Source organism: Streptomyces liliiviolaceus, from assembly GCF_018070025.1.
Classification (GTDB): Bacteria; Actinomycetota; Actinomycetes; order Streptomycetales; family Streptomycetaceae; genus Streptomyces; species Streptomyces liliiviolaceus.
On the sequence record NZ_JAGPYQ010000001.1, the window covers coordinates 4893021 to 4915872 of the forward strand.

Consider the following 22852-nt stretch of genomic DNA (forward strand, 5'->3'; position numbering starts at 1 on the left):
GTGTCCGCGTCAGCACTCGCCTCGCCAGCGGACGCTGTAGACGACCTCCGTGTAGGGAGCGGTCCACTTGTACTGGCCGGGCCCGGGGTTGTAGTGGAGACAACTGGTGACGGTGCCATCCCCCTCGTACCAGTACGTCATGTCGACGTGGTCGGCTCCCGGGAACGCGTATCCGTTGTTGAAGACGGACCGGAAGTTCACCTGGCCGCTCCAGTTGCCTGCCGTCTTGAGCACCAGCGATCCGGTCTGATCCGGCCCGCTGTAAGCGCAGAAGTACCCCTTGGGGCATCCGGGCGGATTCGCTTCGGCGGAGGCGGTGGTGGCCGAGGCGATGACACCGAGCATCGCAGCGGCGGTTGCGAGGGTTGCCGCAGCCTTCTTGCGCATATCGTTCCCCTGTTTCTGGTCGTGGCCATCGGCCCTGGCGCCAGGACGTACGGCGACCGGCCCGTACGAAGGTCGGTCCGTACGTAGGTCGGTCCGTACGCGGATCACGTCCACACCATGACGCAGATCGCGGGGGCAGCGCGAGACCCTTCAGCCACACCTGAAACCCGCTGCTCAGGCGCAGGAACAGGGATACCGGCCGGGGCAGCGCCCGAGCGGCCGGGCCCTGCCCGACGGCCCCGGTCGCGTCCGAGAGCCTGAGAGACGCGCTGCGCCTGAGCACGCCCGGTACTCATGAGCGGCAGACAGCCGCACACGTCACAGCCCTTGACGCACCCCGTCGACAGGACGAAGGATTACCGCTGCCGCTTGACAACGTTGTCCGGCTCATGGAGAGAGGCGCCGATCGTGTCCCGCATACCTGCTCCCCCGGTCGCCCGGCGCCGTTTCGTCCAACTCCTCGGCGTCTCCGCGGGCTTGGCCGCTCTGCCTCTGACACTCGGGCCCGCCGCCGCCCACGCCGAGGACCGTTCCGGTGGGCTCGCGGGGCGATCCGGCGCGGCGCCGGACGACGTGGCGGCCGTCTACCATCGTGTCCTGCTGAACCACACCCGCTGGTCGGAGCAGCAATGGGACCAGGCACGCGGGTACTACACGGACAAGGACTTCGGTTTCGCCGTGGTCCTTGGCAACGCGGTCCTCCTCACGCACGGTGCGTACGACGGCGACCGGGCCGGTGTCGACGAGCAGACGCTGCGGACCCGGACCCTGGCGACCATCAAGCACTTCGCCGCCTCCAACCGGCTGACCGGCGGCGCCCAGTGGGGCCGCAAGCTGTTCTTCGACACGACCTTCCAGTCGTACTTCGTCCTCGCCGCACGACTCCTGTGGGACGAGCTCGACGCGGTGACCCGGAAACACGTCGACACGATCGCGCGCGAACAGGCGGCCTACACGGCCGGCCTGGGCACGGGTGACGACCCGGACTCCGGTGACTGGACCCCCCACGGGCTCTCCGGCGGCTACCAGAAGGACACCAAGCTGGAGGAGATGGGCGTGTACGCCCAGTCCCTCGCCCCCGGTGCGGCCTGGGCCGCGGACGACCCCCGGCACGCCGACTGGCTGGCCGCGTACGGCACCTGGTCGCGCAACGAAGCGGGGCTGCCCCCGGCGGACCTCGCCAACCCGGTGCGCGTCGACGGCGTTCCCGTCACCGCGAACACGGCCCGCAACCTGTACGACACGTTCATCGTCGAGAACCACGGCTCCTTCGGCCCGCACTACCAGCAGGAGTTGTGGCGTACGTCGGGGCGCAATGCCGCGCACTTCATCGCCGCCGGGCGCCCGATGCCGCAGGTACTCACCCGGCAGCCGAACGCCGACCTCCTGTGGCGCACCCTCCTCGGGGTGATGAGCGACGCCGGAGAGCCGCTGATGCCCATGGTGGCGGACCGCGAGCACCTCTACGGGCGGGACGTCGTCCCGCTCGCCTTCCTCGCCCAGATCGGCGGCGACCGGGCGGCGGCCCGTGCCGAGCGCTCGCTGGCCTCGCGGCTGGAGGCGTACCAGGCCTACCCTCCGGAGTACCGGCTGGCGAAGTTCTCGGGCGAACCGAAGTACGAGCCGGAGGCCAGGGCCGAGTTGGCCATCAGCTACCTCCTGCATGTGTGGGCTGCCGAGCAGGGGCGCACGGTCCGCCCGCTGTCCGAGGCCGACCTGTTCGCGCACGCCTCCGGCGTCACCGACTTCGGAGCCGAGCCGGGTCTCGTCTCCCACCAGTCGCCCGGAGCCTGGGCCGGTGCCGTCTCCAAGCCGGGCTTCGTGAAGTTCGCCTGGCAACCGGCGCACGACGACTGGCTGTTCAAGGTCAGCGGCGGCACTCCGATGTTCCTCCCGACCGTGTCGGGCAAGGTCGAGAGCCGCCGGGTGCGGACGTACAGCCGGGTCCGTGACGGGTTCGACGGCAGCGCGACCGTGCTGCGCCTGGGCGCGGAGTACGCCGGTTGGACGTCTCTTCCCTCGGGCGCCGTCGTCTACGCGACCACGGGCGTCGCCGCCGGCGAGGGGCATCTGGAGGTGCACAACCTCACCATGCCCGGCGTGGCCGGGCTGTCGGGCTCCCGTACCTACCGCTTCGCGGAGGGCAGCGCCACGGTCACCGCGCAGGACGCCCGTCCGCCGGTGGCCTCCCCGCGGGTGGACGACCTCACGTTCGCGCGGACCGAGGTACGGCATCTGCGGATGGCCGGGGTCCGGCCCGATCCGACGTACGGGTACTCGCTGTTCGCGTTCGAGGCACGCGACGGGGCGGCGGGCACCGACCTCGCCCGGGCTGCGACGGCCACCGCGTCGTCCTTCGACCCCGGCAAGGAGCCGGCCCTGGCGGTGGACGGGAACCCGACGAGCCGATGGGCCGTCTCGCGGGCGGAGCGCCCCCGCACGGACAGCTGGCTCGCCGTCGACCTCGGCGGATCGCACTCCGTGGACCGGGTGAGTCTGCGCTGGGAGGCCGCCGCGGGGCGCGCCTACCTTCTGCAAGGCTCCGTGGACGGCCAGGAGTGGACCGACCTGGTGTCGTGGCCGGTCCCCGATGCGTCGAGCCGGGGTGGCTGGCTCGACGTCGACGGCCGTGCGGGACTGGTGGTGCGGGACTCGGAACACCCGCTGGCCGTGTACGGCGACACCGTGGTCCTGGCGGACGGACCGGCCGCCCCGCTGCTGGTCGAGGGACTGCCCGACGCCTCCCCCGCCGCCCTGCGTGAACTGGCCGGCCGCCCCGCGCCGCACGCCACGGACGGTGCCGTACGTGCCGCTCTCACGTACGGCCATCTCAGCCTGTTCAACCTCTCCGACCGGGCGATCGCCACGCAGGTCGCGATCCCGCAGTCCCGATCGCACCTGTCCTTGTTCGAGGGCCGGCAGACGGTGAGCACGTCCGGCAGTTCCTACGAGGCCGCGCTCGACGCCGTCACGGCCCAGGTCCTGGCGCCGCGGCTCTCGCTGCGTCCGCTGTCCGGCGGTCGGCTTCCCGTGGGCCTGCGCGCGGAGGTCGTCGACGCTTCCACGGTCCGGCTCAGCGGTCCGTCCTGCCGTCTCCGGGTCGTCGGCCCGAGCTCCGACGCGGTGGTCGTGGTGCGCTCGGGGCGGGTCGCCACCTGCACGCTGCGGGACACTCCCGCGTATCCGCACAGCGATCTCGCTCTGGGGCGCACCGTCTTCCCGACATCGCCTCTGCCGCCGGGCATGTCGGACCCCTCAGCGGCCGTGGACGGCGATCCGGCGACGGCCTGGACCCCCGGCCCCGGCGGTCGGATGGTCGTCGACCTCGGTGCGACGCAGCGGATCCGCGGCATCCGCACGCGGTGGACGCGAGGGTGGGTGCCCGGGGTCCGGGTGGAGGTCAGCGCCGACGGGCTGACGTACACGCGGATCGGGCGGCTGACAGGCACGGGGCGGAGCCGGGATCTGGGCGCGGACACCGATGCACGCTACGTCGCCGTCGTCACCGAATCCGGAGCGGGGGCGGGGGCGCGGCTCGTCGAACTCTCGCTGCGGTGAGAACTCCACGGCGGTCCCGGCCACCGGCGAGGCGGCATCGCATACGGTCTGCGGCATGACAGCGGAAGATTCGAAAAGCCCCAGGCCCCGGGTGCAGTTGGTCATCGGCATCGTCCGCCGCGGCCACGAGATCCTGCTCGTACGAGAGGGTCTCGGGGTCCACGGCGAGATGCGCTGGTCGCTGCCCGGTGGCGGGGTCGAGGACGGTGAACTCCTGCACGAGGCCCTGCGCCGTGAACTGCGGGAGGAGACCGGGCTGCTGGTGGGCGATCCGGTGCGGACCGCGTTCCTCATGCACATCGACTCCGAGCAGCACCCCTCGGCATTGGCCGCCGCCTTCGAGATCGACGAGTGGGCGGGGGACCTCACGCCGCAGGACGACGACATCGAACAGGCCGCCTTCTTCCCCCTGCCCGATGCCTTGAAGCTGCTCGGTGAACTCGACAGCGCGACACAGCGGGAGCCCATCGTCGGCTATCTGACGGGCGCCGTCGCGCCGGGAACGACCTGGCTGTACCGCAACCGGGGCGGGGAGGAGACGCTCGTCGCCCGCTGGTGACGACAGACCCAGGCACCGGCAGACGACCCCGTGCGGCCGGCCGGGTGCCCTGTACCCGCGATCGCGCCGCTACGGGGCACCCGGCGCGCAGCCGGCTGCGGCAGGCAGTGGCCGTCAGGTCGCGCAGCCGTCCTCCCCGGCTCCTGGTCCTCCGGAGGGGATTGAGAGGGCCAGGAGCCGGGGTCCGGGGCCCTGAACCGGCCTCCGTCCAGCGGGGGCCGTCCCTGTATGTGTCTTCCGGTACGGGCCGCGGGCCGGATGCGGTCGTAGTCGGCATCTACGCCTGTTGCGGGGCCGTCTCATCCGTCGATGAGCGCTACCTGCCTGGACCCTTCCCTCACGGCGTGGGAGAGCGCGGGCCGTGTTCAGGAGAAGTCGGTGATGACGACCCTGGCGGTGTTGCCGTCCTTCAGCGCCTCGTAGCCTGCCGCGATGTCGGCGAGGCCGATCTCCTTGGAGACCAGGTCGTCGAGGTTCATGCGGCCCTGGAGGTAGAGGGAGGCGTAGTAGGGGATGTCCCGCTTGAGGTTGGAGGAGCCCATGTAGACGCCCTGGACCTTGTGCGAACTGCTCAGCGCCGCGATGGAGTTGACCTCCACACCGGCGTCGTTGCTGCTGACGCCGATCAGATAGAGGCCGCCGCCCCTGGCCAGCATCCCCATGCCCTGGGCGGTCACGGCCCGCGCGCCGACGAAGTCGAAGACGTGGTCGGCGCCGTGCCCGGTGATCTCCCGTACGGCCTCGACCGGGTCGGTGGTGCGGGAGTTCACGACGTGGGTGGCGCCGAACGCCTTGGCGCGCTCCAGCTTGCTGTCCTCGATGTCGGTGACGACGATCTTCTCCGCGCCGGCGATGCGAGCGCCGCTGACCGCGTTCATGCCGACCCCGCCGGCTCCGATGACGACGACGGTCTCGCCGTGCGCGACCTGCGCGCTGTTGAGGACGGCGCCGGCTCCGGTGAGGACGCCGCAACCTATCAGCGCGGCCGGGGCCCAGGGCATGTCCTCGGGGATGACGGCGAGCTGGCTCTCGTGGATCAGTGCTTCCTGCGCGAATCCGCCGAGCCCCATGCCCTGTGCGACGGGAGCGCCGTTCCAGCTGATCCTCGACGGCTGGTCGGCTCCTCTGAGGGTCGCTTCGGGACGCAGGCAGATGTGAGTGCGGCCGCCGAGGCAGTTGGCACAGGTCCCGCAGTACTGGATGAGGCAGCCGACGACGTGGTCACCGACGCGCGCCTGGGTCACCCGGGGGCCGACCGCGACGACCACGCCCGCCACCTCGTGGCCGAGCACGACGGGGAACTCCTCGCCGATGAACGTCGCGACGCTCAGGTCCGAGTGGCACAGGCCCGAAGCCTTGACCTCGATACGGACTTCGTGCCCGACGGGTTCGGCAAGGTCCACGTCCTCGACGACGAAGCCCTGACCGAGTCCCTTGGTGATGGATGCCTTCATGGTGCTGTCTCTTTTCCATGTACGGACCGTCGGCGCCGCTCTGCTGAGGCCGGCGCCGGAGCGAGGCCGCGCTGGGGCCGGTGGGCGAGACACAGGTCTGCGGGCATCGGCGCGCGCGGTCGCGGCAGGCACCGGTCCCTGACCACCGGAAGGCTCTGCCACGTCGTCGATTGTGGCACCGAGAAACCCAAAAGAAAAGAGACACCTGTTGATCAATGCAGCTCAGAGGAGTGTGCTGTAGATCGCGATACGATGCGAAGGTGTCAGGAACCGATCACCCTTCCGCCGATTCCGAGCTCCCGGACGGGCCTTCTCCGGCCCCGGTGACGTCCGATGCGCCGGACCTCGACGTGCGCGCCCGAAGGACCCGGGCCAGGCTGCACGAAGCGGTCGTCCGGCTGGCGGCGGAGCGACCGGTGGAGGACATCGCCGTCGCCGACCTGGTGCGCGCCGCGCGCGTGAACCGCACGACGTTCTACAAGCACGCCACGAGTCCGGCGCAGGTGCTGGAGCAGGTGCTGTACGCGGATCTGGACCGGGTCAGGGCCGAATGGATCGCTGACGCCACAGCCGCCCGACTGCCCGTCACCACGGTGTGGGAGCGCGCCTCCCACGCCCTGCTCGACCACCTGGAGCGCTACGAGGCCGTCTACACCGCGGGCCTGGTGGGGCGGCGCAGCGCGATCCTGCACCACCTGCTCGTCGATCACTTCGCCGCGTCGGTGCGCGCCCTGCTCGACGGCAGCCCCACCCTCCTTCCCGGGGGTGACGGGCCGGCGAGTTGGCGCATGGAAGCGCACAGTCTCTTCTTGGCGCACGGCGAGACCGGCCTGGTGGAGGCGTGGCTGTCCCTGCCCGTCCCTCGCGATCGCCGGCTCTTCGTCTCCGCCGCCTCGGGGGCCCTGCCCTCCTGGCTCATTCACGAGCCACAGGACCGCTGAAGGCACACGGCCGCCGCGGCCGTTCGCGCCCCGACGGGCGCGGCCCGTCCCCCGGTCCCGGCGTCAGGCGCGCGTGACCCAGCCCCGGCGTCAGGCGCGCGTGACGTTGCCGACCGCGGTGCGCAGGTTGCCCTCGCCGTCGAGCAGCGGGGGCAGGGGGGTCGCGCCGGCCGGGTTCAGCGAGTCGAAGAGCAACGCGGTGAAGCGGGCGCGCAACGAGGGCGTGGTGCCGGGGAGTGCGAGACCGGCGACGGCCATGACGAGGATGTGCGGGATGTCCTCGGCGGTGAGGTCGTCGCGCACCTCGCCCGCCTCCTGTGCGCGCACGAGCAGCGGGTGGAGCGAGGCGCTGAAGCGCTGGAGGACGTCGACAGCGACATCGGCGAAGTTGCTGGCGAAGGTGACCAGACCCCGTTCCTCGGTGATCAGGTCGAGCAGCCGTGTGGCGATGTCCTGAAGCGCCTGGCGGGCATGGGGGACGTCGGCGGCGTCCTCGATGATCGGGAGCAGATCGGTGTCGAGGATGTCCTCCAGGACGGCCCGGACGACGGCCTCCCGGTTGGGGAAGTGGCGGTAGAGGGTGGCGATGCCCACGCCCGCCTCCGCCGCGATCTGGTCCAGTGAGGCATCACCCCTGCCCAGCACCGTGCGCCCCGCGGCCGTGATGCGCTCCACGCTGGAGCGGGCGTCGACCCGGCGCCGGGGCGCGCGATCGTTCCTGGCTGCCATCCGTGACTCTTCCCTGGTCTGCGACAAGGCCGACGAGGCCGTCCCTCCGCCGACCTGCATCCTAGCGCGGCGATAGACAACTATCGGTTTGATAGTAGCCTCTCACTTCATGATGCGGCCTGCGCTGTCGGGCCGCCCTGAGAGGGGAGAGCTCTGTGTCCGTTCTGCTGTACCGGCTGGGAAGGTTCGCCTACGGCAAACCCTGGTACGTCATCGGCGGCTGGCTCGCCGTCATGGCGACCGTCGTGGTGCTGCTGGCGACCCAGCCGGTCAAGCTCAGCAACGAGGTGCGTATCGACGGGACGCCTGCGCAGGAGGTCGTCGACGAGCTGGCCGACTCACTGCCGGAGGCGTCCGGCGGCCAGGGCATGCTGGCCTTCAAGGCCCCGCCCGGCGCCCGGATCGACGACAGGGAGGTCCGCACCGCGCTCCTGGCCGCGGTGGACGCCGTCTACCGCCATGATCACGTCGTCGACGTACGGAAGGTCCTCGCGCGGGAAGTCGCCAGGGGCGAGAACAGCCCGTTGCTGCGGGCCCAGGCGGCAGTGGCTCAGGCGGCCGGCAGGCCCTCGTCCGACAAGGCACCCGTTCCGTTGGAGGCGGACGGTCGACCGGTGCCGGGAGTGATCGTCTCCGCCGACGGCTCGACCGCGTTGCTGCAGTTCCAGTTCGACCGGCAGACCTTCGAACTCCCCTCGGGAACGATCGACAGCACCGTCGAGGCCGCCGAGCGGAAGGCCGAGCCCCTGGGCCTTGAAGTGCTGCCCTCCGCGGCCATGATGGAGATACCCGAGATCGTCGGGATCGGGGAAGCCGTCGGGGTCGCCGTGGCGGCCGTCGTCCTGCTGATCACCCTGGGCTCGACCGTGGCGGCGGGCCTGCCGCTGGCCATCGCCCTGATCGGCGTCACCGTGGGTGTGGGCGGCGCCTTCACCCTCTCCACCGTGTTCGAGATCCACTCGCTCGCCGCCGTACTGGCGCTGATGCTGGGGCTGGCCGTCGGCATCGACTACGCGCTCTTCATCGTGAGCCGGGAACGCCGTCTGATCCTCGACGACGGTCTGGACGCGCGTGAGGCGACCGGCCGCGCCCTCGGCACCGCCGGAAGCGCCGTGTTCTTCGCCGGCAGCACGGTGATCATCGCCCTGGCCGGGCTGCTGGTCATCGGTATCACCCTGCTCAGCACCATGGCCGTCGTCGCGGCCGCCACGGTCGCGGTCGTCGTCCTGCTCGCCCTGACCCTGCTGCCGGCGCTGCTCGGACTGGTCAAGGAGAGCATCTGCCCCGCCCGCTACAGGGCCCGCACACGGCAAGAGGCGGTCGGCCATGAACGCGCCCTGCGCTGGGGAGCACGTCTGGCCCACCACAGGTACGCGGCCCTCGCGGCCGCGATCCTGATTCCCGCGATCCTGGCCGTGCCCGCCGCCGACATGAAGATGGGCCTGCCCTCCGGCGCCAGCTACAACCCCGACACCGCGCAGCGGCAGAGTTACGAGCTGGTCGGCGACGCGTACGGCCCCGGCCACAACGGCCCCCTGCTGGTCGCCGTCAGCTCAGGCGCCGACGGGCAGCGCCTCACCCCGAAGACGCTGGCCGCCGTCACCTCCGATCTGCGGGGCGTCGAGGGCGTCACGTCGCTGTCGCTGGCCGGAATCAACAAGAGCGGCACCACGGCCGTCCTCAGCCTCGTTCCCGCCGGCGGTCCGAACGACGACGCCACCAAAGAACTCGTCACCGCCGTACGGGACAAGAGCGCCCACATCTCCGAGACTCGCGGGACCACCATCGGCATCACCGGCTTCACCGCCCTCGCGATCGACGTCTCCGACCGCCTCGGCGACGCACTCCCCCTGTACGTGATCACCGTCCTGGGGCTGTCGCTGATCGTCCTGCTCCTGGTCTTCCGCTCCGTTCTCGTGCCGGTGACCGCCACCCTCGGATTCCTGCTGAGCATCGGCGCCACCTTCGGCCTCACCACGGCCGTCTTCCAGTGGGGCCGGCTGCAGAGCCTGATCGGGCTGGACGCCACCGCGCCGGTGGTGAGCCTGCTGCCCATCATCGTCACCGGTGTCCTGTACGGACTCGCCATGGACTACCAGATGTTCCTGGTGACCTCCATGCGCGAGGCACACATCCACGGCGCCACCGCCCTCGACGCCACCGTCACCGGTTTCGCCCGCGCCGGTTCCGTCGTCGTGGCGGCGGCCACCATCATGGTCTCCGTCTTCGCCGGGTTCGTCTTCAACCCCCAACCCATGATCAAGCAGGCCGGCTTCGCCCTGGCCGCGGGCATCCTCATCGACGCCTTCGTCATCCGGATGACCCTCATCCCGGCCACCATGGCACTCGCGCGGGAGAAGGCCTGGTGGATCCCGGCCCGGCTGGACCGGCTGCTGCCGGACCTCGATGTCGAGGGCGACAAGCTCGCACAGAAGATCCCGCTGCCCCGCCCTCACCCGGCACAGCCACAGAGCATCGGGTGACCGGGACCGCGGAACCACGGGGCCGAGCGCCTTTACGCCCTCACCGTCCGCCGCGCGACGGTGAGCAGCCCTGCTGCGCTTCCGCGCTGTCAAGCGTCGAGTCCTCCGCGCTTGACCAACTGGCTCGCGATGACGTTGCGCTGGATCTCGTTGGTTCCCTCGCCGACGATCATCAACGGGGCGTCGCGGAAGTAGCGTTCGACGTCGAACTCGGTGGAGTAGCCGTAACCGCCATGGATTCGGACGGCGTTGAGCGCGATCTCCATGGCCGTCTCGGAGGCGAAGAGCTTCGCCATGCCGGCCTCCATGTCCACGCGGCGGCCCGCCTGCGCCTCCCGGGCGGCGTACAGGGTGAGCTGGCGGGCTGCGGTGAGGGAGGTCGCCATGTCCGCGAGGTAGTTGCCGATCGACTGGTGCTTCCAGATCGGCTTGCCGAACGACTCGCGCTCCTGGGCGTAGGCGAGGGAGTCCTCCAGGGCGGCGCGGCCGACGCCGAGGGCGCGGGCGGCGACCTGGAGGCGGCCGGTCTCCAGGCCCTTCATCATCTGGGCGAAGCCCTTGCCCTCGACTCCGCCGAGTACGGCGTCGGCGGGTGCCCGGTAGTCGTCGAAGGCCAGCTCGCAGCTCTCGACGCCCTTGTAGCCGAGCTTGGGCAGATCACGCGAGACCGTCAGGCCGGGGCCGTGTTCGACGAGGAGGATCGAGATGCCCCGGTGGGCCGGGCTCGCGTGGGGGTCGGTCTTGCAGAGGAGGGCGATCAGTCCGGAGCGGCGGGAGTTGGTGATCCAGGTCTTCGAGCCGCTCACGACATAGCCGTCGCCGTCGGGGGCCTTACGGGCGACCGTGCTCATGGCCTGGAGGTCGGAGCCGCCGCCCGGCTCGGTCAAGGCCATGGTCGCGCGGATCTCACCGGTGGCCAGCCTCGGCAGCCAGTGGCGCTTCTGCTCCTCGGTACCGAAGGTCAGGACGAGCTTGGCGACGACCGTGTGACCGCCCATGGCCCCGGCCAGGCTCATCCAGCCGCGGGCCAGCTCCTCGGTGATGAGCACGTAGCAGGGGACGGAGACGGGCGTGCCGCCGTACTCCTCGGGGACGGCGAGTCCGTAGATGCCGAGCCGCTTCATCTGCTCGATCAGGGCTTCGGGGTAGGTGTTGCCGTGCTCCAGTTCCCGGACGACGGGCTTCACCTCCTTGTCGACGAAGTCCTGCACCGTCCTGACGATGAACTGCTCGTCCTCGGACAGGATGTCCAGAGTGCTCATGCGGTGACGCTCCTTCCAGAGCCGCGATGGTGTCGTGCGTCGGTGGTTCCCCGGTGGCTCAGACGACGCGTTCCGCGCGCAGCCGCTCGATCTCGGCCGCGCCGTACCCGAGCCCGCCCAGGATCCTGTCGGTGTGTTCGCCCGCCGCGGGCACGGCGCCCATGCGCGGGACGGTGTCCGCCAGGTCCACGGGGGGCACGAGTGCGGGCACCGTCGTTCCGCCGGGAATCCGTACGTCCCGCCAGCGCTCGCGGGCCTCAAGGACGGGGTGGGCCAGGAAGTCCTCGATGTCGTTGACGCCGGCGTTGGCGATGCCCGCCCGCTCAAGGAGCTCCATCGCCTCCGCGCTGCCGAGTTCGGCGAAGCGGGCGGCGACGACCACGTTCAGCTCCGCGCGGTGGGCCACCCGGTCGGAGGTGGTGGCGAAGCGCGCGTCCTCGACGAGGTCGGAACGCCGGAGGAACTGCGTGCACAGAGCGGCCCATTCACGTTCGTTCTGCACGGTGAACAGCACGTCCTTGCCGTCGGCGGCGGTGTAGGCGCCGTACGGGGCGATGGTCGCGTGCTGGGTGCCGATGCGCGGGGGCTGGGTGCCGCCGAACCGTGTGTAGTACGCGGGCTGGCTCACCCACTCCGCCAGCGCCTCGAACAACGACACCTCCACCGCCCGCGCGATGCCCGTGGTCGCCCGTCTGAACAGAGCGGTGAGGATGCCCGAGTAGGCGTACATGCCGGCGGCGACATCGGCGACCGACACCCCGACGCGCGCCGCGCCGTGTTCGTTGCCCGTCAGGGACACCAGCCCGGTCTGGCACTGCACCATCAGGTCGTACGCCTTGCGGTCGGCCCACGGGCCGCTGGTCCCGTAACCCGAGATCGTGCACGGGATCAGGGAGGGCAGGCGCTCCGCCAGAGCCTGCGCGCCCAGGCCCATCCGGTCGGCCGCGCCCGGGGCGAGATTCTGGACGAACACATCGGCCTCCGCGAGCAGTTGCTCCAGGATCGTGCGGCCCGCGTCCGACTTCAGGTCGAGCGTCACCGACTCCTTGGACCGGTTGAGCCACACGAAGTAGCTGGACTCGCCGTGCACGGTGGTGTCGTAGCGGCGGGCGAAGTCACCGCCGCCCGGCCGCTCCACCTTGATCACCCGGGCACCGAGGTCCGCCAGCTGGCGGGTGGCGAAGGGAGCGGCCACCGCCTGCTCGACGCTGACGACGGTGATGCCGGCGAGCGGCAGGTCTTCGGGGTGCGCGGTCATGGGTGCTCCAGGAAGGGGTGGGCGGCCTGTACCGGGGCTACCATCATGAGTATTTATGACTCGCTAAGTGAAATAGCAATTACTGATGCCCCTATGCGTGCTTCGGATGGGGCGGGAAGGAGGGCGCCGTGGACCTCAAGCAGCTCAAGGCGATCGTCACCGTGGCCGAGGTCGGCAGCGTGACCCGGGCCGCGGAGCTGCTGCATCTGGTGCAGCCCGCGGTGACCCGGCAGATCCGCACCCTGGAGCAGGAGCTGGGCATCCCCCTCTTCGAGCGGACCGGGCAGGGGATGCGGCCCACCGAGGCCGGCGCGATCATGGTGGACCGCGCACGGCGTGCGCTGGGCGAGCTGGAGCGGGCCCGCGCCGAGGTGCAGCCGACGCCCGGCGCGGTGACGGGCATCGTCACCGTCGGCCTGCTGGAGAGCACCAGCGACCTGCTCGCCGAGTCGCTGGTGTCGGCGGTCGCCGAGCACCACCCCGGCGTGCAGCTGCGGTTGATGACCGCCTACTCGGGACATCTGCAGCAGTGGCTCGACGACGGCGATCTCGACCTGACGCTGCTGTACAACCTGGACAGCACGCCCTCGCTCAACGCCCGCCCGCTGGTGCGCGAGCGCCTGTGGGCCGTCGCTCCGGCATCCGCCGGCCTGCGCGCCGACCGGCCCGTTCCGTTCGAGGAGGCGGCCGAGCACCCGCTCGTGATGCCCACGTCGGGGCATGCGCTGCGCAGTCTGATCGACGCGGCGGCGGCGCGGGCGGGAGCCGGCCTGAACGTCGTCGCGCAGACCAACTCCATGCGCGTGCAGAAGCAGCTCGTGCGCGCCGGGCACGGCTGGACGGTGCTGCCCGGTCTGGGCATCGCCGAGGACGTCGTGCGGGGCGAGGTCAGTGCGGCGCCGCTGAGCGAACCCGACGTGTGGCGCTCGATCGTCCTCGGCACACCGAGGTCCGGGCGTACGCCGCCCGCCGTGGAGGTCGTCGCGCGGGAACTCGTACGCCAGATCAACTCCGCCGTGAAGCAGGGGAGATGGCCCTCCGCCCGGGTCGACGGGACGGACGGTTCCGCGGCAGACGTGTGAGCCCGTCCCGCGTCCCCGATGCGCCGACGCTCCGCTGCGCGGCACCTGCCATGCGCTCGGAGTATGCGCTCATCATGATTTTTTATTACCCAAGACGATCTATCACTGCCCATGATGGACGGAGCCGGGCGGCACACCTTCCCCGGTCGTACGCCGAACCGTTCCGCACCGCCCTCCTGGAGGTCGCCGATGCCCCCCTCTTCCCCTGCCTGGCCCGAGACGGCACCGCTCGGCTCGTACGTGACGTCGTGGCGGCCCGCACCCGTCACGGACGAGGACCCGCTGCACGCCGATCCGGTGGTGGCGCTCTCGGCCGTACTGGACCTGCCGGCCCCCGCAGTGCAGGACGGTGACGCGATCCCGCCACTGTGGCACTGGCTGTACTTCTTGAACTGGACGGCCCAGGGCGATCTCGGCCCCGACGGTCACCCGCTGCACGGGCACTTCCTGCCGCCCGTCCCCGACCGGCAGCGCATGTGGGCCGGCGGCCGCTGCGAGATCGTGAAGCCGCTCCGCCTCGGCGGACCCGCGGAACGCGTCAGCAGCCTGAGCGCGGTGACCACCAAGCACGGCCGCACCGGAGAACTGCTCTTCGTCACCGAACGCCGTGAGTTCCGGCAGGACGGCCGCGTCCGTCTCGTCGAGGAGCAGGACATCGTCTACCGGTCCGGACGCAACGCGGCGCGGCACCCCGACGCGCTCGACGAGTCGGCCGCTCCCGAACCGGACGCCCCCTGGCAGCTTCCGTTCCAGGCCACCCCCGCGCTGCTGTTCGGCTTCAGCGCCCTGACCGCGAACGCGCACCGCATCCACTACGACGCCCCGTACTGCCGCGACGAGGAGGGCTATCCGGGTCTCGTCGTGCACGGGCCTCTGCTCGCCCTGCTCATGCTCGAACTGCCGCGCCGCCAGACCCCGGAACGACCTGTGCGTTCCCTGTCCTACCGGCTCCGGCGACCGGTGTTCGCCGGCGAGCACGTTTCGGCCTACGGCACCCCTGGCGGCACTGGTGCCGAACTGAGTGTCGCCACCCACCGGGAGGCGCAGCACGCCACAGGGGAAGTGGTCTTCGGATGAGCGCCCAGCGTGATCGCGTCGTCGGCGCGAGAAGCCTGCTGTTCGTGCCGGGCGACCGGCCCGACCGCTTCGACAAGGCGGCCGCCTCGGGGGCGGACTTCGTCATCGTCGACCTCGAAGACGCCGTCGCGGCCGAGAACAAGGAACGCGCCCGCGAGAACACCGCCGCCTGGCTCGCGCTCGGCAACCGGGCGATCGTACGGATCAACGCGCCCGGCACCCCCTGGTCGGAGGACGACCTCGGCACGGCGGCCCAACACGGCTGCCCGGTCATGGTGCCGAAGGCCGAGAGCTCCGCCGTGCTCGGGGAACTGGCCGCCCGCACGGCCGGCCGCTGCGAACTCGTGGCGCTCGTCGAGACGGCTCTGGGTGTCGAGCGCGCCCACGAGGTGTGTGCCGCGCCCGGCGTCGTACGGACCGCCTTCGGCAACGTGGATCTGGCCGCTCAGCTCGGTGTCGCCCATGACGACCGCACAGCCCTGGCCTACGCGCGCTCCCGGCTCGTCGTCGCCTCGGCCGCCGCGGGGATCGCCCCGCCCGTCGACGGTGTCACCACCGCCATCCGGGACCTCGACGTACTGCGCACCGACGTCGCGGACGCCCGGCGACTGGGCTTCACCGGCAAGCTCTGCGTCCATCCCTACCAACTCCCCCTCACCGCCGACGGGTTCACCGCCTCGGCGAGGGAACTGGAGTGGGCGCGTACCGTCCTGGGCGCCGGGGAGTCCGTGACCACGGTCGACGGGCAGATGGTCGACAAGCCGGTGCTGGAGCGTGCCCGTCGCATCCTGGCGGCGGCCCGGGAACCGCACACCGCGCCCTGAGACCACCGACGGGTGCCGGCCGGTCCCGGGAGTGCCCGGGCCGCGCCGCCTCCCTCTCTCAGCTTTCGTTCCCTCAGCTTTCGTTCCCTCAGCTTTCCGCGCAGGCCGAGGCGAGGTCCCCGCTGGCGCCGTTGCCGGACTTGCCCGACGGCGGCAGCAGCTTCGGGTGGTCGTCCCCCGCCGTGTAGTCGTACTGCCAGAAGCAGTTGACCTCGGCGGAGGGCTTTCCGGCGGTGTAGGTGACCGGTTCGGGCAGCAGACCGTCGAGGGTCTCGTCCTTGATGCCGCGGTAGGCCTTGAAGACACTGTCACGGGTGACGGTGTCGGTGTCCGGGCCGACCGCCTTGAGGAAGAGTTCCAGGGACGCCCAGACGGTGGTGGCGCTGGAGCTGGAGATGTCGGTCTTGGGCTCGTACTTCTTCATCGCGTCACGGAACTCGGCGACCGGCGGGCTGTCGGCCCACCAGGGGAAGCCGTTGAGCGTGCCCACCATGTGCATGCCCTGGATGGCGCTGTACTTGGTCGGGTTGAAGCTGGTCGAGGAGGTGGCGAACACTCCCTTGTAGCCCTGTTGGACGCAGTCGCCCATGACCCGTACCGCTGTGTCGACCGAGACGAGCAGGGGGACGTAGTCGGCCTTCTTGTTCTTGAAGTTGAGGCACTCGGCGGTGTAGCTCGCGGCGTTCGAGGCGACGGTGGTGTATCCGCCGTACCCGACTCCGACGGCCGCGGTGGCCGGCTTGTAGACCTTGGTGTCGTCGGCGCAGGTGGCGGATTCCGCACACACGGCCGACACGAGCTGCTTGGCGCCGAACGCTCCGGCCGCCGTGACCAGGGACTTGATGACCGTGGCCGAGTTCGGGGACTGGGTAAAGAAGTTCGGCAGGCCGTTCCACACGGCCGCGTTGTAGCCGCCCGAACCGATCACCGGGAGGTCGGCGGACTCCAGGTACTTGCCGACCGAGCCCTCGGCGACGGCGTCGACCAGCAGCGTGGCGACGACCTTCTTGTCCTGGGCCAGCGACTTGGCGACGGACTGGGCCGCGCTCGCGTTGTTCTTGGTGTCGGCGATGACGATCTTCACCGGGCGCCCGCCCAGGCCGCCGTCGCTGTTGACCTTCTTCTCCCAGGCCCGCGCCGCCGCGGTGGCGGCGGTCGTGCTGGACGAGAGGGGTCCGGTCTCGGATATGGCGAATCCGATCTTCACCGGTTCGCCCTTCAGGTTGTCCGCCGGATCCGAAGCGCTGTCGCCGCCGCTCCCGCACGCGGTGAGTGCGAGACAGCAGCTCCCCACGAGGGCGGTGATGTTCCGCGCTCCGCGGGATGCTCTCCTGTGATGGTTCATGGGGCTCTCCATACATGGTGGTCGAGCGGCCCGAGTGGGCCCGGAGGGCGTGGGGGATGAGGGGTGTGGCAGGCATGGGGGGGCGTTGGGGCCTGATCGTCGCTGCCGGCGCGCTGCCGACGCCCGGTCTCCCGAGGTCGAGGACACGACCGGGGCGACGCGGCACACACTAGATTCTAATGGTGTTACAAGTCTAGTATCGGGACGATAACAACACTTGGAACATAACTAGAGGCAGGGAGAGGCTCCGGGGCCGTGCCAGGCGACCATGGCGCGCCGGACGGTCTCGACGAGCGCGAGCGGCCGGTCGAGCATGATGTGGTGCCCCGCGCCCGCGATGTCCGTGGTGACCGCGAGGGCCCCCAGCCGCTGCCTCAGCAGGTCCGCCATCTCCGCGCTCAGCAGGCCGTGTTCGGCCCGGACCAGGACGACAGGACGGGTCGCCGTGGACCAGGTGTCGAGTTCGACCTCGGGCCGGCGGTGCGTACGAGGGTCGAACTTCCAACTCCAGCCGTCGTCGAAGCGCCGTACCGAGGTGTGCGCCACATGTGCCGCGACGTACGGCAGGACGTCCTGGGCGGGCGAGGGCCGCCACCGTGCGGCGGCCTCCCCGTGATCCGCGTACCGACGGAGTACCGCTGCCGCCCGCCGGGCGCGGCGGACCAGGTCCTCCGGGCGGACGCGCCGCACCGGTGGATCCACGGCGACGACCCCGGCGACGGCCGGTGCGGACAGTTCGGCCGCGCGCAGGGTCACGAAGCCGCCGAGGCTGTGTCCGACCAGCACCGCGGGTCCCACGATGCCCGACTCCCCCGCCACGCAGGCGACTTCGGCCGCCCAGCAGTCGAGCGAGTAGGTCGGTCTGCGGTCGCTGTCCCCGTGCCCGGACAGGTCGAGGGCGACCACGCGGTGGGCGTCGGCCAGCAGCGGTCCGAGGTGGTCCCACCAGCCGGCGTGGGCGCCCGCGCCGTGCACGAGGATCACGCCCGGGCGGCCCGCGGGACCCCAGGTGCGGTAGGTGATCCGGGCGCCGTCGACCATGGTCGCCCCGTGGCGGGGCGCGGCGGCGAGCGCGCCGCGGAACCAGGCCGGCGGCCGCTGCCGCTCGTCGGACGACGATCCCGTACTCACAGGGCCGACCGTACCCTCCGCCGGGTGCGCTGCCGCGCGGTGCGGTTCAGGCGGCGCCCTCGCCGATGTACTGCTCGAACATGTTCCCGTCGAGCAGGGGCGCCGCGTCGCCGGAGTACGCGATCCGTCCGCGCCGCAGGACGTAGGCCGTGTCCGCGACCTTGAGGGACCTGAGCGCGTACTGGTCCACGAGCAGCAGCGCGATGCCCTCGGCCTTGAGGGTCTCCAGGAACTCGAAGACGAGGTCGACGACGATGGGCGCGAGTCCGAGCGAGGGCTCGTCGACCAGGACGAGATGCGGGCGGCGCAGATGGGCGGCGCAGAGGGCCAGCATCTGCTGCTCTCCGCCGCTGAGCGTGCCCGCCTTCTGGCCGAGCCGGTTGCCGAGGACCGGGAAGGCCGCGGCGGCCTTCTCGATGCCCTCCTCCACGGCGCCGCGCGACGCCATCATGGCGAGGTTCTCGCGCACGGTGAGGTTGCGGTAGATGCCCCGGCCCTCGGGGATGTGGCACAGCCCGAGCCCGGCGCGGCGGTGCGGGGCGGTGCGGGTGACGTCCGCGCCGTCGACGAGGACCTGTCCTTCGGACGGTGCGAGCAGCCCGGAGGCGACGCGCAGGGAGGTGGTCTTGCCCGCGCCGTTCGGGCCGATGAGCGCGGTGACCCGGCCGGGCCGCACGGTGAGCGACACGTCCCGCAGGACCGTGGTCTCGCCGTATCTGGCGCTGACATCGCGCAGTTCGAGCGCGGGCGCCGTGGTGTGCGGCCCGGTGTCGGCCCGGAGGTCGGTGGCGGTCATCGGGCCTGGCCTTCCGTGACGGTGGAGGGAGTCCGCGCCATCGCGGTCTCCGCCTCGGTGTCGTCGAAGGTGCCGAGGTAGGCGGCCTGGACGACGGGACTGCTGCGGACCTCGTCGGGGGTGCCCTGGAACAGCATCCGGCGGAAGTCCAGGACGTGGATGCGCTCGCAGATCCGCAGCACCAGGGCCATGTCGTGCTCGACGAGCAGGATGCCGCAGCCTCGCCGGCGTACGACGTCGAGGAGGATCTCGCCGAAGCGTTCGGTCTCGGCGGTGTCGAGGCCCGAGGAGGGCTCGTCGAGGAGCAGCAGGTCGAAGGGGCCGCCGAGGCAGCGGGCGAGTTCGACCAGGCGCCGCTGGCCGGTGGAGAGGGAGCCCGCGGGCCGGTCGCGGAGGTCGGCGATGCCGCACAGTTCCATCGCGTACTCGGCGGCCTCCCGGGTGAGTCGGGCCTCCGCACGGGTGGCGAAGAGCTGACCTCGTACGTTCGTGCCCGCGAGGGACGACTCGATGCCGAGGGCGACGTTCTGGGCGACCGTCAGGGAGTCGCACAGTTCCATGAGCTGGAAGGTGCGTCCCAGCCCCATGCGGCCGCGTGCCGCCGCGCCCTTGTCGGTGACGTCCGTGTCGTGGAGGCGGACGCTGCCCGAGGTCGGGGTGAGCAGTCCGCTCGCGGCGTTGAACGTGGTGGTCTTGCCCGCGCCGTTGGGCCCGATGAGTCCGGTGATGGAGCCGACGGGCGCGGTGAAGCCGATGTCCTCCACGGCGATCCGGCCGCCGTAGCGGATGGTGAGATCCTTGATCTCCAGGCCGGTCGCCTGCTCCCGGAGGGTCCAGGGGTCCTTGGCGGCGGTGGGCTCCGGCTTCTTGGCCGGCCCGCCCCAGCGGGTCTCGACGAAGGTGCGCAGGGCGGCCGGTGCGGGCGGTGTACCGCCGCGCATGGCGGTGACGACGGCGGCGACACCGAAGAGGACGTTGAGCCAGCTCGCCGCGTGTTCGCTGTGCCAATAGGCGGGCAGCACCGAGCCGACGAGGGCGACGACCGCGTACCAGGGTTCGCGGAACGGCATCAGGGCGAGCATCGCGACCAGGACGAGCGAGGAGTACGCGGTGTAGTTCTGGTCGCCGAGGACGGCGTAGTTCACCGATGCCCCGTACAGGATGCCCGCGACGCCCGCGAAGAAGCCGGCGATGCAGAACACCAGCAGCCGGGTGAGGTTGACGTCGAGGCCGAGCGTCCTGACCGCGAGCGGGGATTCGGCGAGGCCCTTGAGGACCCGTCCGAGTCGGCCGCGGTGGATGACGACCATGACGACGGCGGTCACGACGAAGAAGGCGAGGACGACGTAGTAGTAGGCGCGGTCGCTCTCGAATCCGCCGGGGCGGGGCATGGCGCGGCCGATGCCGGTCTGGGTGAAGAAGAACGAGCGTGAGTACAGGAGTTGTTCCACGGTGAGGCCGAAGCCCAGGGTGGCGAGCGCCAGGAACAGCCCGGACAGCCGGATCGCGGGCAGCGCCAGCAGTGCGGCGACCGGCACCACGACGAGCGCGCCGAGCAGCAGGGCGAGCAGCCAGGGAAGGCCGAAGTTCGCGGTGAACTGGGCGAACGCGACAGCTCCGATGGCCGCGAAGGCCGCCTGGCAGAGCGAGACCAGACCCGCGGTGCGCACCAGCAGTCCGAGCGACAGCAGCATGATCGCCTGGGTGAGGCCGACGGTGTAGTAGGACAGGTCGGTGCCGACGGCGAACGGCACCACGGCGAGCAGCGCGGTGACCACCGCGCCCGCCACGAGCCGGGTGCGGGCGGGGCCGTGCCAGGGAGTGGTGGGCGGCCGTTCGGCGCGTGCGGGAGCGTCGAGCTTGCGCCGGGGTACGACGAGCAGGGCCACCAGCAGCAGGAAGAACGGCAGGCTGGAGGAGAGCCCCGACAGGGAACTGTTCTCCAGGGTGTACTTGGTGGAGACGCTGGCGGCCACGCCCACGACGAGGGCGCCGACGTAGGTGAGCGGGATGCTGGAGAAGGCGCCGACGGCGGCGGCGCCGAACGCCTGCACCACCAGGAACGTCAGCGCGACCGACTCCAGTCCGGCGATCGGTGCGATGAGCACACCGGAGAGCGCGGCGAACATGGAGCCGACACCCCACGCGAGGCGCTGGACGCGCTGCGGGTCGGTGCCGTGCAGGCCGACCAGTTCGGGGTCGTTGACGACCGCGCGCATGGCGAGCCCCGAGCGGGAGGTCCGGAAGAAGACGTAGAGGCCGCCCACCACCAGCAGCGACACGGCGGTGACGGTGACCTGGGCGTAGGTGATGTTGACCCCGCCCACCTCGAAGAACTCGGACCCCTTCGGCAGGTACTGGGGCAGTCGCAGCGTGTTGAAGCCGTACGCCACGGTCGCGAGGCCCTGCACGATCAGGATCAGCCCGATGGTCGCGACGATCTTCATCGAGGCGCGCTGGTCGGCGAGGGCCCGGCTCATCGCCGCGAGGAGCAGCCCGAACACCGGCCCGAGGACGCCCACCGCGAGAGCCAGCGCGGCCCACCAGGGCCACTCCTGGTCGACGCGGAGGTAGTAGAAGACGTACGCGGCAGCGGCGGCCACTGCGCCGTGGCCGATGTTGAAGATGCCGGAGGTCTTGTAGGTGAGGACGAGGCCGGTGCCGGCGAGGCCGAGGATGGCGCCGGTGGCGATACCGGCCACGATGAAGGGGAGCAGGTCGTTCAGCATGACTGCGGTCTCCCGTCGGAACGGGGCGGGATCGAGGGTGACTCCCCCACCGGACAAACCGCTCGGACTGCGCGCGACGGAGTCGGCATCGGTTCTCCTTGCTGAGTGGCGGCCGGGCAGGGCGAGAACGCGCCGACGGCCGATGCGCAGTCACGCTAAACGGCCGAACAATTACTTGTCCAGGCTTAGAACACCACTTACTCCATCACTTACCAATCGTGACAGCGACTCATGGAGCATGAGTGGAGCACGCATGGAGCACGGCAGGAGGTCCCACTTCCACGAACAGGAGGTCCCGCGTCAGAGCCTCAGCAGCCCGCGGTCTGCGCGTCCGCCATGCGGGGTCCCGCGGCCCACCGGTCGTCGCGGGCGCCCACCACATGCATGGTGCCACTGACGTAACAGCCGTCGTCGGAGACGAGGTACATCACGGCGTTCGTGATGTCGTCCGGGTCGGGGGTCTCGACCGGCATGCGGGTGAGCGCCGGACTCACCGGCCCACCGAGGACGCCGTCGTCGGCGGCGGTCTCGTGGTGCACGGCGTTCACCCGTACCCCGTACGGATCCAGCTCCTCCGCCAGCACCTGGATCAGGGGGATGAGCCAGGCCTGCGCGGTACCGCCGTGCGGGGCGCGCCCGTCCGAGCGACCGGCCGAGCGCCCGGCCGTGAGCGGGGTCGCGGGCGGAGTCGTGATGACCACCGATCCCCCTCGGCCTCCGCTCATCAGATGGGGAACCGACGCCTTGATGATCCTCCAGACGCCGATGAGCCTGCCGTCGATCGCGTGCTGCCAGGTCTGCTCGGCCTCTTCGAGGACCGCGAGGGGGTCGACGGTCCCGGCGTCCGCCAGCACGATGTCGAGCCGGCCCAGCTCGGCCACGCCCTGGTCGACGGCCGCCGTCAGCGCGGCCGCGTCGCGCACATCGGCGCGTACGGCGACGACACGTCTTCCCGCGCGCTCGACGAGGCGGGCAGTTTCAGCCAGGCCGCCGGGGGCCGAAGGGCTCGGATCGATGCCGGCCGGAGCCGCCGCGTCCACGGCGATGACGTCGGCCCCTTCTTCGGCGAGCCGGACGGCATGACGGCGACCCTGCTCCCGTCCCGCCCCGGTGATGAACGCGACCTTCCCTGCGAGCCGTCCCACGGGACCACCCTCCTGACATCGCCGATGACGCCGGATTCCGCTGATCAGAAAGGTTATGGCGCAGTGGGACAAAAGTAAACCGCGAAGCGTGC

The 22852-nt window shown here is 71.0% G+C and carries 17 protein-coding genes; 7 read left to right on the forward strand and 10 right to left on the reverse strand.

Features of this window, described 5'->3' with window-relative positions:
• Positions 1-9: 9 nt before the first annotated feature.
• Positions 10-387, reverse strand: a complete 378-nt coding sequence (locus tag J8N05_RS21440; protein WP_210884994.1) for a peptidase inhibitor family I36 protein — start codon at positions 385-387, stop codon at positions 10-12.
• A gap of 408 nt (positions 388-795) precedes the next feature.
• On the opposite strand from J8N05_RS21440, the gene J8N05_RS21445 reads away from it, so the two are divergent.
• Together J8N05_RS21445 and J8N05_RS21450 are read left to right on the forward strand one after the other, a co-directional pair.
• Positions 796-3945, forward strand: a complete 3150-nt coding sequence (locus J8N05_RS21445; protein WP_247706386.1) for a discoidin domain-containing protein — start codon at positions 796-798, stop codon at positions 3943-3945.
• Positions 3946-4000: 55 nt separating this feature from the next.
• A complete protein-coding gene (locus tag J8N05_RS21450) occupies positions 4001-4504 on the forward strand; it encodes an NUDIX hydrolase (RefSeq protein WP_210884998.1) in 504 nt (167 codons plus the stop codon).
• Positions 4505-4869: 365 nt separating this feature from the next.
• Here the strand turns inward: J8N05_RS21450 and J8N05_RS21455 are convergent, their stop codons facing one another.
• On the reverse strand, positions 4870-5958 hold the full coding sequence (locus tag J8N05_RS21455) for a zinc-binding dehydrogenase (RefSeq protein WP_210885000.1): 1089 nt from the start codon (positions 5956-5958) through the stop codon (positions 4870-4872).
• Positions 5959-6218: 260 nt separating this feature from the next.
• Between J8N05_RS21455 and J8N05_RS21460 the strand changes: the two genes are divergently transcribed.
• Complete coding sequence (locus J8N05_RS21460) at positions 6219-6899, forward strand: TetR/AcrR family transcriptional regulator (RefSeq protein ID WP_210885002.1); 681 nt, start codon at positions 6219-6221, stop codon at positions 6897-6899.
• Positions 6900-6989: 90 nt separating this feature from the next.
• Here J8N05_RS21460 and J8N05_RS21465 read toward each other — a convergent pair whose 3' ends face one another.
• Positions 6990-7628, reverse strand: coding sequence for a TetR/AcrR family transcriptional regulator (locus tag J8N05_RS21465; protein ID WP_210885003.1), 639 nt, complete (start codon positions 7626-7628; stop codon positions 6990-6992).
• 155 nt (positions 7629-7783) lie between these two features.
• Here J8N05_RS21465 and J8N05_RS21470 point away from each other — a divergent pair, with 155 nt between their 5' ends.
• A complete protein-coding gene (locus tag J8N05_RS21470) occupies positions 7784-10111 on the forward strand; it encodes an MMPL family transporter (protein ID WP_210885004.1) in 2328 nt (775 codons plus the stop codon).
• A gap of 89 nt (positions 10112-10200) precedes the next feature.
• On the opposite strand, the gene J8N05_RS21475 is transcribed toward J8N05_RS21470, so the two are convergent.
• Positions 10201-11373, reverse strand: coding sequence for an acyl-CoA dehydrogenase family protein (locus J8N05_RS21475; RefSeq protein ID WP_210885005.1), 1173 nt, complete (start codon positions 11371-11373; stop codon positions 10201-10203).
• A gap of 58 nt (positions 11374-11431) precedes the next feature.
• Complete coding sequence (locus J8N05_RS21480) at positions 11432-12631, reverse strand: CaiB/BaiF CoA transferase family protein (RefSeq protein ID WP_210885006.1); 1200 nt, start codon at positions 12629-12631, stop codon at positions 11432-11434.
• Between the two features lie 128 nt (positions 12632-12759).
• Here J8N05_RS21480 and J8N05_RS21485 point away from each other — a divergent pair, with 128 nt between their 5' ends.
• The 3 genes from J8N05_RS21485 (at position 12760) to J8N05_RS21495 (ending at position 15614) form a co-directional block, all read left to right on the forward strand.
• The gene (locus tag J8N05_RS21485) at positions 12760-13713 is read left to right on the forward strand and encodes a LysR family transcriptional regulator (RefSeq protein ID WP_210885007.1); all 954 of its coding nucleotides are present in this window, start codon (positions 12760-12762) and stop codon (positions 13711-13713) included.
• A 189-nt stretch (positions 13714-13902) separates the two neighbouring features.
• The gene (locus J8N05_RS21490) at positions 13903-14790 is read left to right on the forward strand and encodes a hypothetical protein (RefSeq protein WP_210885009.1); all 888 of its coding nucleotides are present in this window, start codon (positions 13903-13905) and stop codon (positions 14788-14790) included.
• Complete coding sequence (locus tag J8N05_RS21495; protein ID WP_210885011.1) at positions 14787-15614, forward strand: HpcH/HpaI aldolase/citrate lyase family protein; 828 nt, start codon at positions 14787-14789, stop codon at positions 15612-15614. Before J8N05_RS21490 ends, J8N05_RS21495 begins: the two co-directional genes overlap by 4 nt.
• 88 nt (positions 15615-15702) lie before the next feature.
• On the opposite strand, the gene J8N05_RS21500 is transcribed toward J8N05_RS21495, so the two are convergent.
• From J8N05_RS21500 to J8N05_RS21520, 5 genes are all read right to left on the reverse strand, one after another.
• Complete coding sequence (locus J8N05_RS21500; protein ID WP_210885013.1) at positions 15703-16959, reverse strand: ABC transporter substrate-binding protein; 1257 nt, start codon at positions 16957-16959, stop codon at positions 15703-15705.
• Positions 16960-17187: 228 nt separating this feature from the next.
• Positions 17188-18090, reverse strand: coding sequence for an alpha/beta fold hydrolase (locus J8N05_RS21505; RefSeq protein WP_210885015.1), 903 nt, complete (start codon positions 18088-18090; stop codon positions 17188-17190).
• 46 nt (positions 18091-18136) lie between these two features.
• Complete coding sequence (locus J8N05_RS21510; RefSeq protein ID WP_210885017.1) at positions 18137-18886, reverse strand: ABC transporter ATP-binding protein; 750 nt, start codon at positions 18884-18886, stop codon at positions 18137-18139.
• Positions 18883-21615 carry a branched-chain amino acid ABC transporter permease/ATP-binding protein gene (locus J8N05_RS21515; protein WP_210885019.1) on the reverse strand — a complete coding sequence of 911 codons (2733 nt, stop codon included), beginning with the start codon at positions 21613-21615 and terminating at the stop codon, positions 18883-18885. Before J8N05_RS21515 ends, J8N05_RS21510 begins: the two co-directional genes overlap by 4 nt.
• A 308-nt stretch (positions 21616-21923) precedes the next feature.
• Positions 21924-22760 carry an SDR family oxidoreductase gene (locus J8N05_RS21520; protein WP_210885021.1) on the reverse strand — a complete coding sequence of 279 codons (837 nt, stop codon included), beginning with the start codon at positions 22758-22760 and terminating at the stop codon, positions 21924-21926.
• Between the last annotated feature and the right edge of the window lie 92 nt (positions 22761-22852).